15 protein-coding genes are annotated in these 14,439 nt (G+C 71.3%); 10 read left to right on the forward strand and 5 right to left on the reverse strand.

Annotation, left to right across the window (positions count from 1 at the left end; all coding sequences use genetic code 11):
• The first annotated feature begins 139 nt into the window (after nucleotides 1–139).
• On the forward strand, nucleotides 140–373 hold the full coding sequence (locus tag FRAEUI1C_RS02125) for an NfeD C-terminal domain-containing protein (RefSeq protein WP_013421630.1): 234 nt from the start codon (nucleotides 140–142) through the stop codon (nucleotides 371–373).
• Between the two features lie 15 nt (nucleotides 374–388).
• Nucleotides 389–1,504, forward strand: coding sequence for an SPFH domain-containing protein (locus FRAEUI1C_RS02130; protein ID WP_013421631.1), 1,116 nt, complete (start codon nucleotides 389–391; stop codon nucleotides 1,502–1,504).
• 84 nt (nucleotides 1,505–1,588) lie between these two features.
• Here the strand turns inward: FRAEUI1C_RS02130 and FRAEUI1C_RS02135 are convergent, their stop codons facing one another.
• Entirely contained in the window at nucleotides 1,589–1,981 is a 393-nt protein-coding gene (locus FRAEUI1C_RS02135; RefSeq protein ID WP_013421632.1) for a VOC family protein, read from the reverse strand.
• Between the two features lie 149 nt (nucleotides 1,982–2,130).
• Complete coding sequence (locus tag FRAEUI1C_RS02140) at nucleotides 2,131–3,045, reverse strand: alpha/beta fold hydrolase (protein WP_013421633.1); 915 nt, start codon at nucleotides 3,043–3,045, stop codon at nucleotides 2,131–2,133.
• A 27-nt stretch (nucleotides 3,046–3,072) separates the two neighbouring features.
• Between FRAEUI1C_RS02140 and FRAEUI1C_RS02145 the strand changes: the two genes are divergently transcribed.
• The 5 genes from FRAEUI1C_RS02145 (at nucleotide 3,073) to FRAEUI1C_RS02165 (ending at nucleotide 5,983) form a co-directional block, all read left to right on the forward strand.
• Nucleotides 3,073–3,759: a TetR/AcrR family transcriptional regulator gene (locus FRAEUI1C_RS02145; RefSeq protein ID WP_013421634.1), complete on the forward strand. Its 687-nt coding sequence runs from the start codon at nucleotides 3,073–3,075 to the stop codon at nucleotides 3,757–3,759.
• A 297-nt stretch (nucleotides 3,760–4,056) separates the two neighbouring features.
• Nucleotides 4,057–4,473: an ATP-binding protein gene (locus FRAEUI1C_RS02150; protein ID WP_013421635.1), complete on the forward strand. Its 417-nt coding sequence runs from the start codon at nucleotides 4,057–4,059 to the stop codon at nucleotides 4,471–4,473.
• Nucleotides 4,474–4,604: 131 nt separating this feature from the next.
• Nucleotides 4,605–4,880 (forward strand): GlsB/YeaQ/YmgE family stress response membrane protein, encoded by a 276-nt coding sequence (locus tag FRAEUI1C_RS02155; RefSeq protein ID WP_013421636.1) that lies wholly within the window; start codon nucleotides 4,605–4,607, stop codon nucleotides 4,878–4,880.
• A 231-nt stretch (nucleotides 4,881–5,111) separates the two neighbouring features.
• Nucleotides 5,112–5,468, forward strand: coding sequence for a lipopolysaccharide assembly protein LapA domain-containing protein (locus FRAEUI1C_RS02160; protein ID WP_013421637.1), 357 nt, complete (start codon nucleotides 5,112–5,114; stop codon nucleotides 5,466–5,468).
• 11 nt (nucleotides 5,469–5,479) lie between these two features.
• On the forward strand, nucleotides 5,480–5,983 hold the full coding sequence (locus FRAEUI1C_RS02165; protein ID WP_013421638.1) for a hemerythrin domain-containing protein: 504 nt from the start codon (nucleotides 5,480–5,482) through the stop codon (nucleotides 5,981–5,983).
• Between the two features lie 9 nt (nucleotides 5,984–5,992).
• Here FRAEUI1C_RS02165 and FRAEUI1C_RS02170 read toward each other — a convergent pair whose 3' ends face one another.
• Nucleotides 5,993–8,281, reverse strand: a complete 2,289-nt coding sequence (locus FRAEUI1C_RS02170; protein WP_198318692.1) for a WD40 repeat domain-containing serine/threonine protein kinase — start codon at nucleotides 8,279–8,281, stop codon at nucleotides 5,993–5,995.
• A 222-nt stretch (nucleotides 8,282–8,503) separates the two neighbouring features.
• On the opposite strand from FRAEUI1C_RS02170, the gene FRAEUI1C_RS02175 reads away from it, so the two are divergent.
• The 3 genes from FRAEUI1C_RS02175 (at nucleotide 8,504) to FRAEUI1C_RS02185 (ending at nucleotide 11,177) form a co-directional block, all read left to right on the forward strand.
• Nucleotides 8,504–9,091: a SigE family RNA polymerase sigma factor gene (locus FRAEUI1C_RS02175; RefSeq protein WP_013421640.1), complete on the forward strand. Its 588-nt coding sequence runs from the start codon at nucleotides 8,504–8,506 to the stop codon at nucleotides 9,089–9,091.
• Entirely contained in the window at nucleotides 9,088–10,287 is a 1,200-nt protein-coding gene (locus tag FRAEUI1C_RS02180; RefSeq protein ID WP_013421641.1) for a hypothetical protein, read from the forward strand. The genes FRAEUI1C_RS02175 and FRAEUI1C_RS02180 overlap by 4 nt, the downstream gene beginning before the upstream one ends.
• 299 nt (nucleotides 10,288–10,586) lie before the next feature.
• Nucleotides 10,587–11,177, forward strand: a complete 591-nt coding sequence (locus FRAEUI1C_RS02185; RefSeq protein WP_013421642.1) for a Fic/DOC family protein — start codon at nucleotides 10,587–10,589, stop codon at nucleotides 11,175–11,177.
• Between the two features lie 126 nt (nucleotides 11,178–11,303).
• Here FRAEUI1C_RS02185 and FRAEUI1C_RS02190 read toward each other — a convergent pair whose 3' ends face one another.
• Both FRAEUI1C_RS02190 and FRAEUI1C_RS02195 read right to left on the reverse strand, forming a co-directional pair.
• Nucleotides 11,304–12,752: a DHA2 family efflux MFS transporter permease subunit gene (locus FRAEUI1C_RS02190; RefSeq protein ID WP_013421643.1), complete on the reverse strand. Its 1,449-nt coding sequence runs from the start codon at nucleotides 12,750–12,752 to the stop codon at nucleotides 11,304–11,306.
• A gap of 360 nt (nucleotides 12,753–13,112) precedes the next feature.
• Nucleotides 13,113–14,177, reverse strand: a complete 1,065-nt coding sequence (locus FRAEUI1C_RS02195; RefSeq protein WP_157734782.1) for a hypothetical protein — start codon at nucleotides 14,175–14,177, stop codon at nucleotides 13,113–13,115.
• Nucleotides 14,178–14,439: the final 262 nt, after the last annotated feature.

Below are 14,439 nucleotides of genomic sequence, written 5' to 3' on the forward strand. Positions count from 1 at the left end.
CGTGTCGTCGGTTGGCGCCGTGTCGTCGGTTGGCGCGGCTGGGAAACGCGAGCCGCGCCGCTATGGCGCATTCCATCCCGCATGGGTGTATAGCTGACGAGGTAGCCATGCGCCTCGGCGCCGGCAGGAGGTGGGCCCGGTGGGCGACCCGGCAGTGATCGGTCGCGCCGGCCACGTCACCGTCGCGACTCGCGGCCCCGGCGGTGCCGGTGAGGTGCAGGTGAGCGTGCGCGGCGGTGTCGAGACCTACCTCGCCTGGTCCGACGATCCGCTCCCCAAGGGCACCTCTGTCCTCGTGATCGGGACGCGAGGGCCTCGGACCGTCGACGTGGTGCCCTGGACGGACACCCTGGCACTCAAGTCTGATTGCTGACAAAGGGAGCACCTCATGTTCGGCTATCGAGTCCCCGCGCCTGACGAAGCGATGCTGATTTCGGGCGGCAAGCACCGCGGCGAATCTCCGTTCCGGGTCGTCACCGGGCACGGCGGCTTCGTGATGCCGTTCTTCCGCAAGGTGCGTTTTCTCTCGTTGTCGATGTACGAGGCCGAGGTCGCCGAGACCTGCGTGACCCATCAGGGCATCGCGCTGAACGTCCGGGCCGTCATCGCCTTCAAGGTCGCGCCGGACCCCGAGTCCATCGTCGCCGCCGGCCAGCGTTTCCTGTCCGACCAGGACCAGATGTCGGTGCTGGCTGGACGGATCTTCGCCGGCCACCTGCGTTCGATCATCGGCTCGATGACGGTCGAGCAGATCATCCAGGAGCGGCAGAAGCTCGCCACTGAGGTGCTGGACGGCTCCAAGGAGGAGATGGCGCGGATCGGGCTGACCGTCGACGCCCTCCAGATCCAGTCCATCGACGACGGCAGGCTCGGCTATATCGCGGCCATCGCGGCACCGCACAACGCTGCGATCCAGCGGCAGGCCCAGATCGCGCAGGCGCAGGCCAACCAGGCCGCGGCCGAGGCCGAGCAGGAGTCACAGCGCAAGCAGGCCGAATACGCGCGGCAGACCGCGATCGTGCAGGCCCAGTACCGGGCCGAGATCGACAAGGCCCAGGCCGAGGCGGCCCAGGCAGGGCCGCTGGCCACCGCCCAGGTTCAGCGCGACGTCATCGCCGCCCAGACCGAGCTCGCCCAGCGCGCCGCGGACCTGCGCCAGCAGCAGCTTGTCGCCGAGGTCGTCCGGCCGGCCGAGGCGGAGGCCGAGCGGGTGCGCATCCTGGCCCTCGCCGAGGCCGAGAAGATGAAGATCCAGGCCGAGGCCGCCGCGTCGTACAACCGGGTCGCACTCGACCGGATGCTGATCGACCAGCTGCCCGAAATCGTCAAGCAGGCGGCGTCCGGCCTGGCCGGCGCGAACGTCACCGTCCTCAACGGTGCCGAGGGCATCAGCGACATCGCGAGCGGACTCGTCGGCCAGGGCATGGCCATCTTCGAGGCGCTACGGTCCGGCATCGGGCAACCGGACTACGACGGCAAGGCCTCCTCGTCCGAGCTGGGGTGACCGCGAACGGCGGACCTCGTTCGCGGACGCCCGCACGCGGAGTCGGGCGCCGTCACCGCCGTGTATGCCGGCCCACCCGAGGGGTCAGGGCTGTTCGACCACCATCAACGTGTGGCCGGTCGGGTCGCGGAACCAGAACATCGGAGGAACGGGGTCGCCCATGCGCGACACCTCGGCGTCCACATCCACGCCCAGCGCCTTCATCGCGGCGTGGCTGGCGTCGATGTCGTCGGTGGTCAGGGTGATCCCGGTCAGCACGGGTGTCACCTCGCCGGCCCCGGGGGGCGGCGGCGCCAACGCGATGCCGGTCGAGCCCACCGGCGGGTAGAGCTCCACCCACCGGTAGCCGCCGCCGAACGGCGTGTCGGTCCGCTTCTCGAAGCCCAGCGACTCGTAGAAAGCGATCGCGGTGTCCTGCTCCACCGTCGGAACACACACCAGGCTGATCGTGCCGATCCGGGTAGCCGTGAGCGCCATACCGCACCTCCTGAGGTTGTGATGACACCACGTACGACCGGGAGCCACCCCGAAACTCACCGCTGGGCGGCCGACGATTCTCCATCGACCGGTAACCCTTCGTAGGGCACCGCCGAGTGGCCGCGGGCCTCATCGAGTCGCCTAATGCCTTACGGGCTCGCGGCGGTCGAAGGAGCGTTGGCGTCCAGGAAGGCGAGCAGGCGGGCGTTGACGTCGTTGCCGTGGTCGAACCCGGGGCCGTGGCCCACTCCCGGGAGGATCTCGGCCCGGCCGTTCGGCATCAGGGTGACTCGTGCCTGAGCGCGGTCCGGGTGCAGCAGCGGCGAGCGTTCGCCGATCAGGACCAGGGTGGGAGTCCGGATCCTTCGCAGCTCGTCGTCCTGGAGCGGCCGCGGGGCCGGCCGGCGCGTGCGGAACGAGCGGGCGCCGGTGAGCAGGACCTTCCTCAGCTCTGGGACGAGCAGGACCGGGTTGTCCAGGCGGACGGCGAGCCGGCGGCGTAGCGGTCCTGCGGTGAGACCGGCCAGCCCGTTGAGGTACATCTTCCAGAAGAACCGGGCGCCGACCTTCTCCAGGCCACCCGGGTCCAGCGCGGCGACGGTGACCAGTCGGTCGGGACTGTGCAGCGCCTGGTTGAGCGCGAGCCAGCCGCCGTACGAGTGGCCGATGAGATGTGCGCTGCCGATACCGAGCTCCGTGAGGGCCTCGTCGAGCCAGGCCGCGCTGGACGCCGGCTCGTGGATCGGCGCGCGGGCGATGCTGCGGCCCGGATCGCCCAGCGTGTCGAGGGCGACGACCGGGCGTCGCTCGCCGAGCGCGGCGACGAACGGGTACCACTGGACCGCGTTCGAACCCGCGCCGTGCAGGAGCACGATCGGCACCCCGCCCTCGGCGTCGGGAGGGCCGTACCGGTGCACGTGGGTGGTGCCGAAGCGGGTCTCGACGGCAGTCTGCGTCCAGGGCGTGGGCCACAACGCGAACGCCCGGTCGTACGCGGCGAGGAACCGGTCACGCTGGCGGTCACCGCGGAACCGGCCGATGGTCGGATCTTCACGTGTTTTCATGGTACCGTCGTACCACGAAAGGGAGCGATGCCGAAACGTGTCGACCACGACGCCCGACGACGACAGATCGCGGACGCCCTGCTGCGGGTGGCGGCCTCCCGCGGGCTGCACGCCGTGGGGTTCCGCGAGGTAGCGGCCGAGGCCGGGGTGTCGGTCCGGCTGGTGCAGTACTACTTCGAGACGAAGGAGCAACTGTTCCTCTTCGGCCTGCGCCGGGTCGGCGAGCAGTTCGGCGAACGCGTCGCGGCCCAGCTCGCTCCCCCTCTGTCGCAGGGGGCGTCGGCGGGGGAGCGGGCGGGCCGACCCGCGGAATCGGCCCGTGCCCGGATCGAACGGGTCCTGCTGGCGACCATGCCGTTGGACGAGGACAGCCGGCCGCTCTACGTCACCTACACCCAGTACTTCGCGCTCGCCCTCACCGAACCGGGACTCGCGGCCCAGCCCTACACCGGCGACCCGGACATCCTCGCGACCTGGCTGACCGACCAGCTCCGCGGCTGCCAGGGGGCCGGGCTGCTGCCGCCCACCGCCGTACTGACCGACGAGGCCACGGTCCTGCTGGCCCTGACCACTGGCCTGGGCACCGCGCTGCTCGCCGGCACCCGGTCTCCGGCGGAAGCCCGCCAGGCCCTCGCCCACCACCTCGACCGCCTGCTCGGGCCTCCCGTCGGCGTCTCCGTGGACGGAGCGCCTGGGCGCCGTGGATATCGGTGACCCCCGGGCAGAGCCCAGCGGATTTCTGGAGGAGAAGCCTGGGTTAGGCGATCGAGAGTGGGGTAGATCCGAGGCGACGCTCAACATCAACAGGCGGGAAATCGGACAGACGTTCCCCCGCGGTTCCCTCAGCCGATAGCCCACAGCCGATGGCTGAGGACGGCACACGGAAATCGGGGGAAGACACCATGACTCGCTGCGAGAAATGCACATGCGCACACCGCGTCCCGCGTGACCGGGAACGCGACAGGCCACGTCCCGGCGGCGTAGCTCCCGGCCGCCACGCTGGCTTGCCACATGGAGAGTGAGCAGACCGAGGAGTTCTGGATCGCACCCGATCCAGCGGCCATTCGCGACACGCGTCGCGCGGTGCTCCGGCTTTGCCGGGAAACGAACCTCCCCGCCGACACCCGCGAGACCGCCGTCCTGCTCACCAGCGAGACGGTGACGAACGCCATCGTGCATGGTGGTCCACCCGCGCGCCTGGTCATCCGGGTCTCGCCTGGTGTTATCCGCGTCGAGGTCACCGACAGCACCGACCGCCTTCCGGTGGTCGTTCCCGCTCGGCCCGACGCGACGAACGGCCGCGGCATCGGGCTGGTCGACGCGCTCGCCACTCGCTGGGGTGTCCAGCGGCATTCCGGCGGAAAGACCGTGTGGTTCGAGATCTCCCAGGCCTCGTCGCCCAGTCCGCCGCCGCCGTCGACTGGTTGACGGGACCGGCTGGTACCCGGGCCGACGGGTTTCGGGAACTTGAGTGTTTGGGTGGCCCGACAAGGTGGCATAAAGCTTCCGAAATCACGACGGGTGATCGTCGAAAGTGCTTTGTCTACCTGGAGGATCCCGTGGTCTGGACCATCATCTTCTGGCTTTTGCTCGGCCTGGTCGCCGGCGCGATTGCTCGTTTCCTTGTGCCCGGCCGTGACCCGATGGGCTGGGTCGGAACCATCGTCCTCGGCATCGTCGGATCGTTTCTCGGCGGATTCCTCGGTTACCTCATCTTCGGCAAGGACCTCAACGAGGGGGCGCTCCAGCCGTCCGGGATCGTCGGGTCCATCATCGGCGCCATCATCGTGCTGCTGGTCTACCGGGCCGCGACCCACCGCCGCGTCCTTCGCTGACGAGGTATGCGAGACCGATCCCCGTCAGCCCACCCACACGACTGATCGGCCGGCGCGCGCCTCGCGCCAGGCGGCCGGGTCCGTCGGCAACATCCACGCGAAGGGCGGCTGCGGTGCCCTCAAGGCCCCGCAGCCGCCCTTCGCGTGCGCCCGAGGTTCCCGGGCCGGACCAGGTCCGGCGAGAAGGTCTGTAAACGGGCTAACCGGACGGAACGTGGGTAAGGGGCGGGTATGACAACAGTCGACCCGGTGCCGGACCCACGGCCGCCCGAGCCAGTCGAAACGCCGCCCGTCGTCCAGCAGCATGTCGTGCGCTCGACGCGGACGAGTCAGGTCTGGTCGGCGGTAGTTCTGTTCGCCCTCGTCCTCCTGATTCTGCTGATCTTCATTTTGCAGAACGGCCAGCGGGTCAAGGTGTCGTTCCTGGGCTCCCACGGCCACCTGCCACTCGCGGTGGCGATGCTGTTCGCCGCCGTCGCGGGTGCGCTGCTGGTCGCCATTCCGGGAATCGTCCGCATGGTCCAGCTGCGCCGGGTGGCACGTCGTCACCGCGGCGCCGATGGTCCGGCGGCCGGCGAGAACGCATGAGGAGACCCTGAATGGCTGACATCGTCGATCTGGTCTACGCCGATCACGATTGGCTGCGGCGCCAGTTCTTCTACCTCGACTACGCGACCGGCAACGCCGAGTTGACGGCGGTGTGGGAGGCGCTCGCGACCCGGTTGGACACCCACGCGGACGCGGAGGAGACGGTTTTCTACCCGACTCTGCTGAAGAAGGGCGACTCCGGCGATCCTGAGGAGGAGACCGAGGACGCGATCGACGACCACAACAAGATCCGAGCGGCCGTGACGGACGCCCGCTCCCACCGGGTCGGCACCAAGGTCTGGTTCGAGGCGGTCGGCGCGGCCCGGACCGAGAACGGCAAGCACCTCGATGAAGAGGAACGCGAGGCGATCCCGGATTTCATCAAGAGCACCAGCCCCGAACTGCGCCACCAGCTGGCGATGCGGTGGCTCCAGTTCTATGCCGACCACCGGGACGGCGCGGGCGTGAACACGAAGAGCAAGGACGCCGCGGAATACATCGAGGCGAACAGCTGACTCCTTACCTCAGCCCGACGTCCACAGGCGCACCGTCTTGTCCCGGCTGCCGCTGACAAGGGTGTGCCCGTCGGGCGTGAACGCCAGCTTCGTGATCGTGTCGGTGTGGCCGGTCAGCGGGGTGCCGACCGGGCGCGGTGCGGTCGGGTCGGAGATGTCCCAGAACCTGATGGTGCGGTCGGCGCCCGCGGTGGCCAGAACGCGGCCGTCCAGCGTCAACGCGACCGCCCACACCTGGTTGGGCTGACTCGGAGCGGCGAGCAGCCGCGGAACCGACGGCACGGTGATGTCCCACAACCGCACGGCATGGTCGATGCTGCCGGTGATGAGGGTGTGCCCGTCAGGGGTGAAGGCCAGCGACTCGACAGCCTTGACGCCGTTGCCGGACTGGACGGGCAACGTGCCAAGCGGCTGTGGCTGCGCCTGCGGGTTGGAGACGTCCCACAGTCCGACCGAGCCGTCCTGGCCCGCCGTCGCGAGAATCGATCCGTCGGGCGAGAACGCCACGGACCACACCTGGCCGCCGTCGAAGTGGAACGGCTGGCCGGCCATGACCGGTGCCTGCGGGCTGGACACATTCCACACCCGCACCGTGCCGTTGCCGTCGCCGCTGGCGAGCAGGTTCCCGACCGGAGCGAAACCGACCGACCACGCCGGCCCGCCGCCCGCGGCGACGATCGGTGCGCCCAGTCGCCGCGCCGCCCCGGGGTTCGAGACGTCCCACAGCTGGACCGTGCCGTTCCGGCTGCCGCTGGCGAGGGTGCGCCCGCCCGGGGCGAAGGCCGCCGCCATCATCCCGGTCGTGTCACCGGTGGACAGGGACGGCAGCGCTCGCGGCTTCGCGGGCCGCGAGATGTCCCACAGCGTCACCGTGCCGTTCTGGCTGGCGGCCGCGAGGGTGCTGCCGTCGGGCGTGGTGGCCACACCCCACACCTGGTCCTTGGCGTCGGTCAGCCGGTCTCCCAGCGCGCGGAAGTTCCCGCTCGACGACGGCGTACCCGAGACGGACGTCGCTGGCTCGCCGCCTCCGTCACCGCCGCTGCCCTGAAGCGCGAAGGCGGTGACGGCCCCGGCGAGAACGACGACGACCGCCAGGCCGGCGGCGAGGACCGCGCGACGCCGTTGGCGCCGCGGACGGGGCCAGGGGCCCGGGTCCTGGTCGGTCACGTTCGCCGGGACAGCCTGGCGGCCGGGTCCCGGGTCGGCCAGGTGGGTGCCTGCCTCCGACATCCCGGTCGAGGAGCCGGTGTCGCCGCGCGGGCCGTCGTGCGTCGCCGGGCGCGGCGCGGGCGGCGACGCGGTGGCGCTCGCCGGCCGCGGGGTGGGCGGCGGGCCGGTCACCGGCGGTTGAGCGCGGGTGGCCGTCCGGTCCGGGCTGTAGGTGCTCATCTCCGAGGTCGGGGTCGGCGGTGGTGTATGGATCTGCCTGACCGCGTCGCCCAGCTCGGCCGCGGTGGGACGGGCGGCGGGATCCTTGGCCAGCGCGCGGGCGGCGAGCGGCCGCAGCGTGCCCGGGAGGCTGGTGAGGTCCGGGGTCACCTCGAGGACTTGGCGCATGACCTTCGGGATCGTGTCGCCGGCGAACGGGGCGTTGCCGGTGGCGGCGAACACGAGGACCGCGCCCCACGCGTGGATGTCGACGGCGGAGGTGACCCCCTCGTTGAGGACCTGCTCCGGGGCCATGAACGCCGGGGTACCGATGGCGCTCTGGGTGGCCATCGTGGTCGTGTCGAGGGCGCGGGCGATGCCGAAGTCGATGACGCGGGCGCCGAACGGGGACAGCAGGATGTTGCCGGGCTTCAGGTCGCGGTGGATCACGCCGGCGGCGTGGATCGCGCGCAGCGCGTCGGCGACCGCGCCGGCCAGCCACTCCAGCTGGGCCGCCGGCAGCGGCCCGTTGCGGCGGATCCGGTCGGACAGAGTCGGGCCGTCGACGTACTCGGTGACGAGATAGGGGCGGCTGCCCGTGATGTTGACGTCGAGGACCGCGGCCGTATAGGCGTTGTGGACACTCTGCGCGGCCCGCGCCTCGCGGGCGAAACGTTCCCGGAACTCGGCGACGGTAGCCAGCTCGGGGCGGATCACCTTGATCGCCAGCAGCGGCCCGGCCGTGGCCGGCTCCGTCACACTGTTCCCACCGGTGGCGGGATCCGCTGCGCCGGTCTCGGCGGCGGCTCGGCGGCCGAGGTAGACGGTGCCCATGCCGCCGTGCCCGAGCCGGCCCAGCAAGGTGTACGGGCCGAGCTGGTGTGGGTCGAAGTCGTCGAGTGGTTCCACGCCCGCCGGGACCTCGCTCACGTCACCCCCCTGACGCAGCGGGGCACCGCGCATGGCCTCCTGCCGGCGCGGCACCGTCGATACCGGGCCATGTATACCCTATCGATCTTCCCGTCCGGTAGGTCGGTTACGCGACGGGTCCGTCACGCGACGGCGTCCGTGGGGGACGACGCCCCATTTATCTGCCTGTTCCCAGGCAACCGTTCGCGCCCGCCTTGGCCTCTGGTGGGGCGAGGAGGTCGCATGGATATCGAGGACGACGCATTCGATGACTACTTCGTCGCCCGGCTGCCTGGACTGTTGCGCTTCGCCTACCTGCTGACCGGCGATTTCGGTGAGGCGGAGGATCTGACGCAGACCGCGCTCGCGCGCACCTTCCGGGTCTGGAAACGCGTGCGGTCGCACGACCGGCCCGACGCGTACGTGCGACGGGTGATGGTGAACGCGAACGCCCGGCGGTTCCGCCGACGGCGGCCGCACCAGGTCCTCGTGGCCCACCCGCCGGACCGGCCGGGCCGCTCGCCGGAGCTCGGCGCGGTGGAGGACCGCGCCGGCCTGGTCCAGGCGTTGGCCAGCCTGCCGCAGCGGCAGCGCGCTGTCGTGATCCTGCGCTACTGCGACGACCTGGCCGAGACAGAGGTCGCGGCCCTGCTCGGCTGTTCGGTCGGGACGGTCAAGAGCCAGGCGTCGAAGGGACTGGCCAAGCTGCGGACCCACCCGGCCCTGTCCGATCTCGGCCCGTCGTCACGGGCCCTGGCCGCCGCGTCCGGCAGCACCGCGCCCCGCCTCACCGATCCCCGGGTCACCGCGATCAGGAGGGAAGCACAGTGAACGACAGCCCGCGGTCGCGCGAGACGCGACAGACTCTCGAAGCCCCGACCCGCGAGGACGTCGCCGACTGGCTCCGGACGGCGGCGGACCAGGTGAGGGTCCGGCCAACCGCCACCACCTGGGCGGGGACCAAGACGCGGATCGCCCGTGAGCGGCGAAGCCGCACGATCCGGCGGGCCGGCCTGGTCGCCACCGTCGCCGCGGCGGTGATCGCCGTCGCCGTCCTCGGTGTCGGGCCACTCGACCTGCGCCACCGGACGACACCCGCCGGCGGCGCCGAATCGGCGGTGGCCGCCGCGGCGAAGCCGCCGCCACCGGTGCCCATCGAGGTGCCGGGGGCGGCCGGGCAGGCCCCCATCAAGATTCACCTGGTGGACGCGCCCCGTCCCGTGCCGCTGACCGAGGGCCAGAAGGCGACCCTCGTCCGCCGGTGCCAAATTCCTGGCGAATCGCCTGGGATCACCTACCGGGCGTTCGGAGCGTTCCAGGACAAGCAGGGATTCGTCGCCGTCCTCGCGAGCGAGACCCAGTTCCTGGTGTGCACGATCCCTACCGACGCGAACGGCGCCCCCGCCTTCGACCGCGCCACCGCCGACGAAGAGCAGACGGCGTTCGCCTATGAGCAGTACCTGCTGCCATCCACGGCCCCGCTCACCACGTTCTACTACCGGGGTGGCGACTGGGCCCACGCCCGGTACGGCGCCGGGCGGGCAGCTCCGGACGTGGCGATGGTGCTCGCCGTGTTCCCGACCGGCGAGAGCGTCGTAGTCCCCATTCTCGACGGCGGCGTATTCCTGGCCCGGTTCAAGGTCGAGGGCGCGAACTTCCCGGCCTGGGACCAGCACCTGACGTTCTACGCCTTCGACTCCACCGGACAGTTCCTCAGCCGGCTGGACGCGTGGGCGGACCCGCCAGGTGGAGGGTCGGACCTCACCCCGCAGCGGCAGAGCGCGATGGAACAGGCTTGCCTTCAGTCGGCGAGCCAGGCGCCGAACGGGCCGAAGGATCTGGAGGCCAAGGCGGCGCTCCATCCGGCGAGCCTGCCGCTTCCCGCGGGAGCGCCAGGTCGGGAGGGATGGATCCAGGTCTACGTCGGCCCGGTGACCGTCACCTGTACCGGCCCGGCGGACGCGTCCGGGTATTCAGTCCCGGCGACGCTGAAATTCCGGGCCTTCAAGACGGGGCTCACCGGATAGGGCCCCCGCCCGCCGCCGAACTCGACGCCCCCCGCGCCAGCCCGTCCAACGTCTGCCGCGGACGTTGGACGGGCTGGACCTGACCCTCGGATCGACCTCCGGCGGTCCGCGACGTCATCCGCCCGTTCCCGCTGTGATCACGACCACCGCGTACCGGCCTGAATCGCTGTAGAAAGGTCGCTGGGAACACCCACGGCAGCGGAGGTGGCGGGTGAAGCGCGACGGCACGCGCAACGGGCTGGAACCGGCACCGCGGCGGGACCGGGGCACGTTGATCACAGCGCCCGGCCGGGCCGTCGATGGATGACGACCCGTACGTCTGGCCGGGTACGGACTGCCTGCAGAACCTGCTCGGCATCCGGGACCGCGAGGAGTTCCACAAGGCCGAGCACGAGGTCGTGCGCGCCCGCAGGCTCCAGCTCGACACGGCGTTCCTGCCCGGCAACTACGACACGGATCACCTGCGGGGCTTCCACCGCTACCTGTTCCAGGACGTCTACGACTGGGCCGGCCAGTTCCGCCAGGGTGACATCTCCAAGGACGGCCAGCCGTTCACTCCCGGTGGGCAGCTCATCGAACGGCTCGACGCCCTGTTCGAGCGGGTCGCGGCCCGCAAGCTCCTCGTCGGGATGGACTGGGAACCGTTCGTCGGCGGGTTCGCCCTGGTGTACGGCGACCTGAACGCCATCCACCCGTTCCGCGAGGGCAACGGGCGAACCCAGCGCGCGTTCCTGCGCCAGCTCGCCGCGCACGCCGGCTGGACGGTCGACTGGAGCTCGCTCGGCCGCTTCGCGAATGCGCGCGCGTGCGAGCGCTACATGAAAACTGGCAAGCCGCACCATCTGGTGCGGGTCCTCGCCCCCATCATCGTGGCGCGCAACAAGCGCTAACTAAGGGGCGCGTCGCATCTCAGCCTGGGTGTCAAGGGCTGGACGCGCGACGCCGAATGCCGGTCCAGGCTGGGCCGGACCGGCATTCGGCGTGCTCGAAGTGGTGTTGCGCGGTGGTTGCGCGGGTCAGATCGCGGCGGGCTCCAGGATCGGCCGCGTGGTCGTCGCATCCGCTGTCGCCGGGGTGGCGGCGCTGGTCGGCCGGCCGGGGAGGACGAGCCCGGCCAGGGCGCCGGCGACGAGGGCTGCGACGCCGACCCAGAGCGCGGGGGTGATGCCGTTGATGAAGTGCTCCGGGTCGCCGTACCCGCCCCGGCTGGCGAACACCGAGGACAGCACGGCGATGCCGAGGACCCCGCCGAACTCGCGGACCGCGTTGTTGGTGCCGGAGGCGAGACCCTGCTGGTCGGGCCGGACGGAGCCGAGGGCGACGGTGGCGATGGGCACGATGAACAGCGACATGCCCAGACCGGCCAGGGTGAAGGCGGGCACCATCTGGCTGTAGCTCATCCCGGTGCTCATCGTGGCGGCGATCCAGGCCAGGCCGGCCGCCTGCAACAGCAGGCCGGTGACCAGCAGCGGCCGCCCGCCGATCCGGTCGGACAGCGGCCCGGCGAGCGGAGCGATCAGCAGCGGCATGGCGGTCCAGGGCAGGGTGCGCAGGCCGGCCTCAAGCGGCGAGTAGCCGAAGACGTTCTGCAGCGCCTGGGCCAGCAGGAAGATCGCGCCGAACATGCCGACCGAGAACAGGATCGTGGCGACGTTGACGGCGGCGAACCCACGGTTGCGGAACAGGCTCATCGGGAGCATCGGCTGGCCGCCGCGGGCCTCCAGGCGCCGCTCCCAGGCGACGAACGCCGCGACGGCGACGCCGCCGAGGATCAGGCTGGCCAACACCGGCGTACTGGTCCAGCCATGCCCTTCGCCGCGGACCAGGCCAAGGGTGACGCCGAAGAGGCCGGCCGCGCCGACGAGGACGCCCGGCAGGTCGAGCCGGGTGGACGGGCCGCGGGTCTCGTCGAGCCGCCGCAGGGCGAGCGGGATGGCGACGACGCCGATCGGGACGTTCAGCCAGAAGATCCACTGCCAGGCGGCGCCGTCGGTGATGGCTCCGCCGATGAGCGGGCCGAGCGCGACCGCCAGACCGGAGACCGCGCCCCACACGCCGAGGGCGGCGCCCCGGCGGTTCGCGGGGACCGCCGCGGACAGGATCGTCAGGGTGAGCGGCAGGACGAGCGCCGCGCCCGCGCCCTGCACGGCCCGCGCCGCGATGAGGACACCGATGGACGGGGCGAGGGCCGCCGCCGCGCTTCCGGCCGTGAAGACCGTCAGCCCGAGGGTGAAGATCCGGCGGCGGCCCAGCCGGTCGCCGAGGGCCGCGCCGATCAGCAGCAGGACCGCGAACGGCAGCGTATAGGCGTTGACCGTCCATTCCAGGCCTTCGAGGCCCGAGCCGAGGTCGGCCCGGATCTGGGGGAGCGCGAAGGTGACCACCAGATTGTCCAGCGACACCATGAACGCGGCCAGCGAGGTGATGACGAACGTCCAGACGGTTCGAGTCCGTGGGGTGGTCATCGGTCCGCCCTCCTTAGGTAGTGAGTCGTCACTGCATAGCGAGGTCAAAAAAAGGGGGCCAGGCTCGGCCCGATCGAACTGCGCCGCCTGCATGCGTGTTGCGACGGCGACCGCGCGGAGGCCAGCGCGCCGTTCGGTGGCGCGCATCCGGGTCCGACCGGATTCGGCTGTCGTCGCGGGCATGGCAGAAAGGTAGTGGTGACTCACTACCTTTGTCAACGGGTCAGGACCGATCGATCCCGGATCCGCGAGAGCCCAGGGGGCGGTCCCCCTGGGCTCTCGATCGTGGCTCTTGTGTGCTCGCTGCCTCGACGGCTACTGGCTCGACGGCTACTGGCTCGACGGCTACTGGCTCGACGGCTAGGTGTTCTTGCCGCGGCGGCGCTTCTCGCGGCTGACCAGGACGTCCAGGCCGGACTCGTCGGCGGGCGGGTCGGGTGTCGGGGCGCGGTGCAGGGAGTTCGACGTCGAGCGACCGCGGGCGGGGGTGGCCAGCGTCGACGCCGGGGCCGGCGGCGCGGTGGTGGGGTGGACCACCGCCCGGGGGCCGGTCGGGAAGGCGTCGGCGAGGGTCGCCCTGGTCGTGGCGGGGCGGCGGCGCTGCCCGGCCCGGTAGCCCTGGCGCCGGACGATCGGCGTCGTCACCGGATCGGCGGACCGGAAGACCTCGCCCTCGGCGTTAGGACCGGGCTCCCGGCGTCCCGTCCTCGGGGTGGAACTGGCCGCGGGCGCGGAGGGGGTGCCCGCGGCGTTCGGGGCGCCAGACCGGGTGCCACCGGCCCGGCCGGTCGTGGTCCGCCCGTTGGTCGAGCTCGACGCGTGCTGGTCCGTCGCCGCTCGCCGGCCGGACCGGGAGCGGGAGCCGCCCTCGGCCGCCGACCGCCCACTGCCGGCGCGGGCCGGCTGGTGGAACCAGTCGAAGGACGAGTTGCGGCCCCGCAGCGTCGTGTTCTCCGCCTGCACGATCACGAGCAGCGCGGTGGCGAAGGACGCACGGGTCCGGGCCTCCTCGAGCTGGCGTTCCAGCTCGGCGACGTAGGCCGGGTCGATCGGCGCCGCCTCCGGCTCCGGGGACGGGGCGCCGTCGGGGTCCACGGTCGTCCCGAACGCCTGCGTGTGCAGGTCGCGCAGGACGATGAGCTCGCTCGCCCGCAGTGGGTCGGTCGCGGGGAAAAGCAGGTCGACGTAGATCTCGACGACCCGCCATTCGATGGCCTTCTCGCCACGGAGCTGGCGGCTCAGATCCCGCGTCCGGGAACGCTGGATCTTGGTCGGTGCCTGGTCCGACCAGAGCTGGCGGGAAACCATTTCGTAGCTGACCCGATAAGGATTGTTGAGTTCGTTCAGCCGGGTCAGGAGGACTTTCTGCGGCCCATCCTTCAGATCTGGGCGTGGCCCTTTGGGGCGCGCTCCCGAGAGGCTCACCCACACACCGTCCGGGCTGAGGCCGGAAGGCTTGCGGAAGGATGGGTTCGCGGCACTGCGCAGGTCCTTTCTCCGGTCACTTCGCGTGTGCGCCGCCGGCGCGTCAGACGAGGCGATGGGCCTACCGGCGGGCTCCCCGACCACCCGCCCCGGTAGCTGCGAATGATACGGCCAAGGTGCCGCGGATGCGGGGATGTCGGGCATCTGACCATCGGGTTCGTTGCGATGGCAACGATCGGGGGCTATGGTGGCGGGCCGCATC

It is taken from the genome of Pseudofrankia inefficax (assembly GCF_000166135.1).
Lineage (GTDB): Bacteria > Actinomycetota > Actinomycetes > Frankiales > Frankiaceae > Pseudofrankia > Pseudofrankia inefficax.

Bases quoted from the DNA above. Each gene is read 5' to 3' on its own strand.
- FRAEUI1C_RS02130 (WP_013421631.1), top strand. From the start codon at position 389: ATGTTCGGCTATCGAGTCCCCGCGCCTGACGAAGCGATGCTGATTTCG.
- FRAEUI1C_RS02135 (WP_013421632.1), bottom strand. From the start codon at position 1,981: ATGGCGCTCACGGCTACCCGGATCGGCACGATCAGCCTGGTGTGTGTT.
- FRAEUI1C_RS02140 (WP_013421633.1), bottom strand. From the start codon at position 3,045: ATGAAAACACGTGAAGATCCGACCATCGGCCGGTTCCGCGGTGACCGC.
- FRAEUI1C_RS02145 (WP_013421634.1), top strand. From the start codon at position 3,073: ATGCCGAAACGTGTCGACCACGACGCCCGACGACGACAGATCGCGGAC.
- FRAEUI1C_RS02150 (WP_013421635.1), top strand. From the start codon at position 4,057: ATGGAGAGTGAGCAGACCGAGGAGTTCTGGATCGCACCCGATCCAGCG.
- FRAEUI1C_RS02160 (WP_013421637.1), top strand. From the start codon at position 5,112: ATGACAACAGTCGACCCGGTGCCGGACCCACGGCCGCCCGAGCCAGTC.
- FRAEUI1C_RS02165 (WP_013421638.1), top strand. From the start codon at position 5,480: ATGGCTGACATCGTCGATCTGGTCTACGCCGATCACGATTGGCTGCGG.
- FRAEUI1C_RS02175 (WP_013421640.1), top strand. From the start codon at position 8,504: ATGGATATCGAGGACGACGCATTCGATGACTACTTCGTCGCCCGGCTG.
- FRAEUI1C_RS02185 (WP_013421642.1), top strand. From the start codon at position 10,587: ATGGATGACGACCCGTACGTCTGGCCGGGTACGGACTGCCTGCAGAAC.
- FRAEUI1C_RS02190 (WP_013421643.1), bottom strand. From the start codon at position 12,752: ATGACCACCCCACGGACTCGAACCGTCTGGACGTTCGTCATCACCTCG.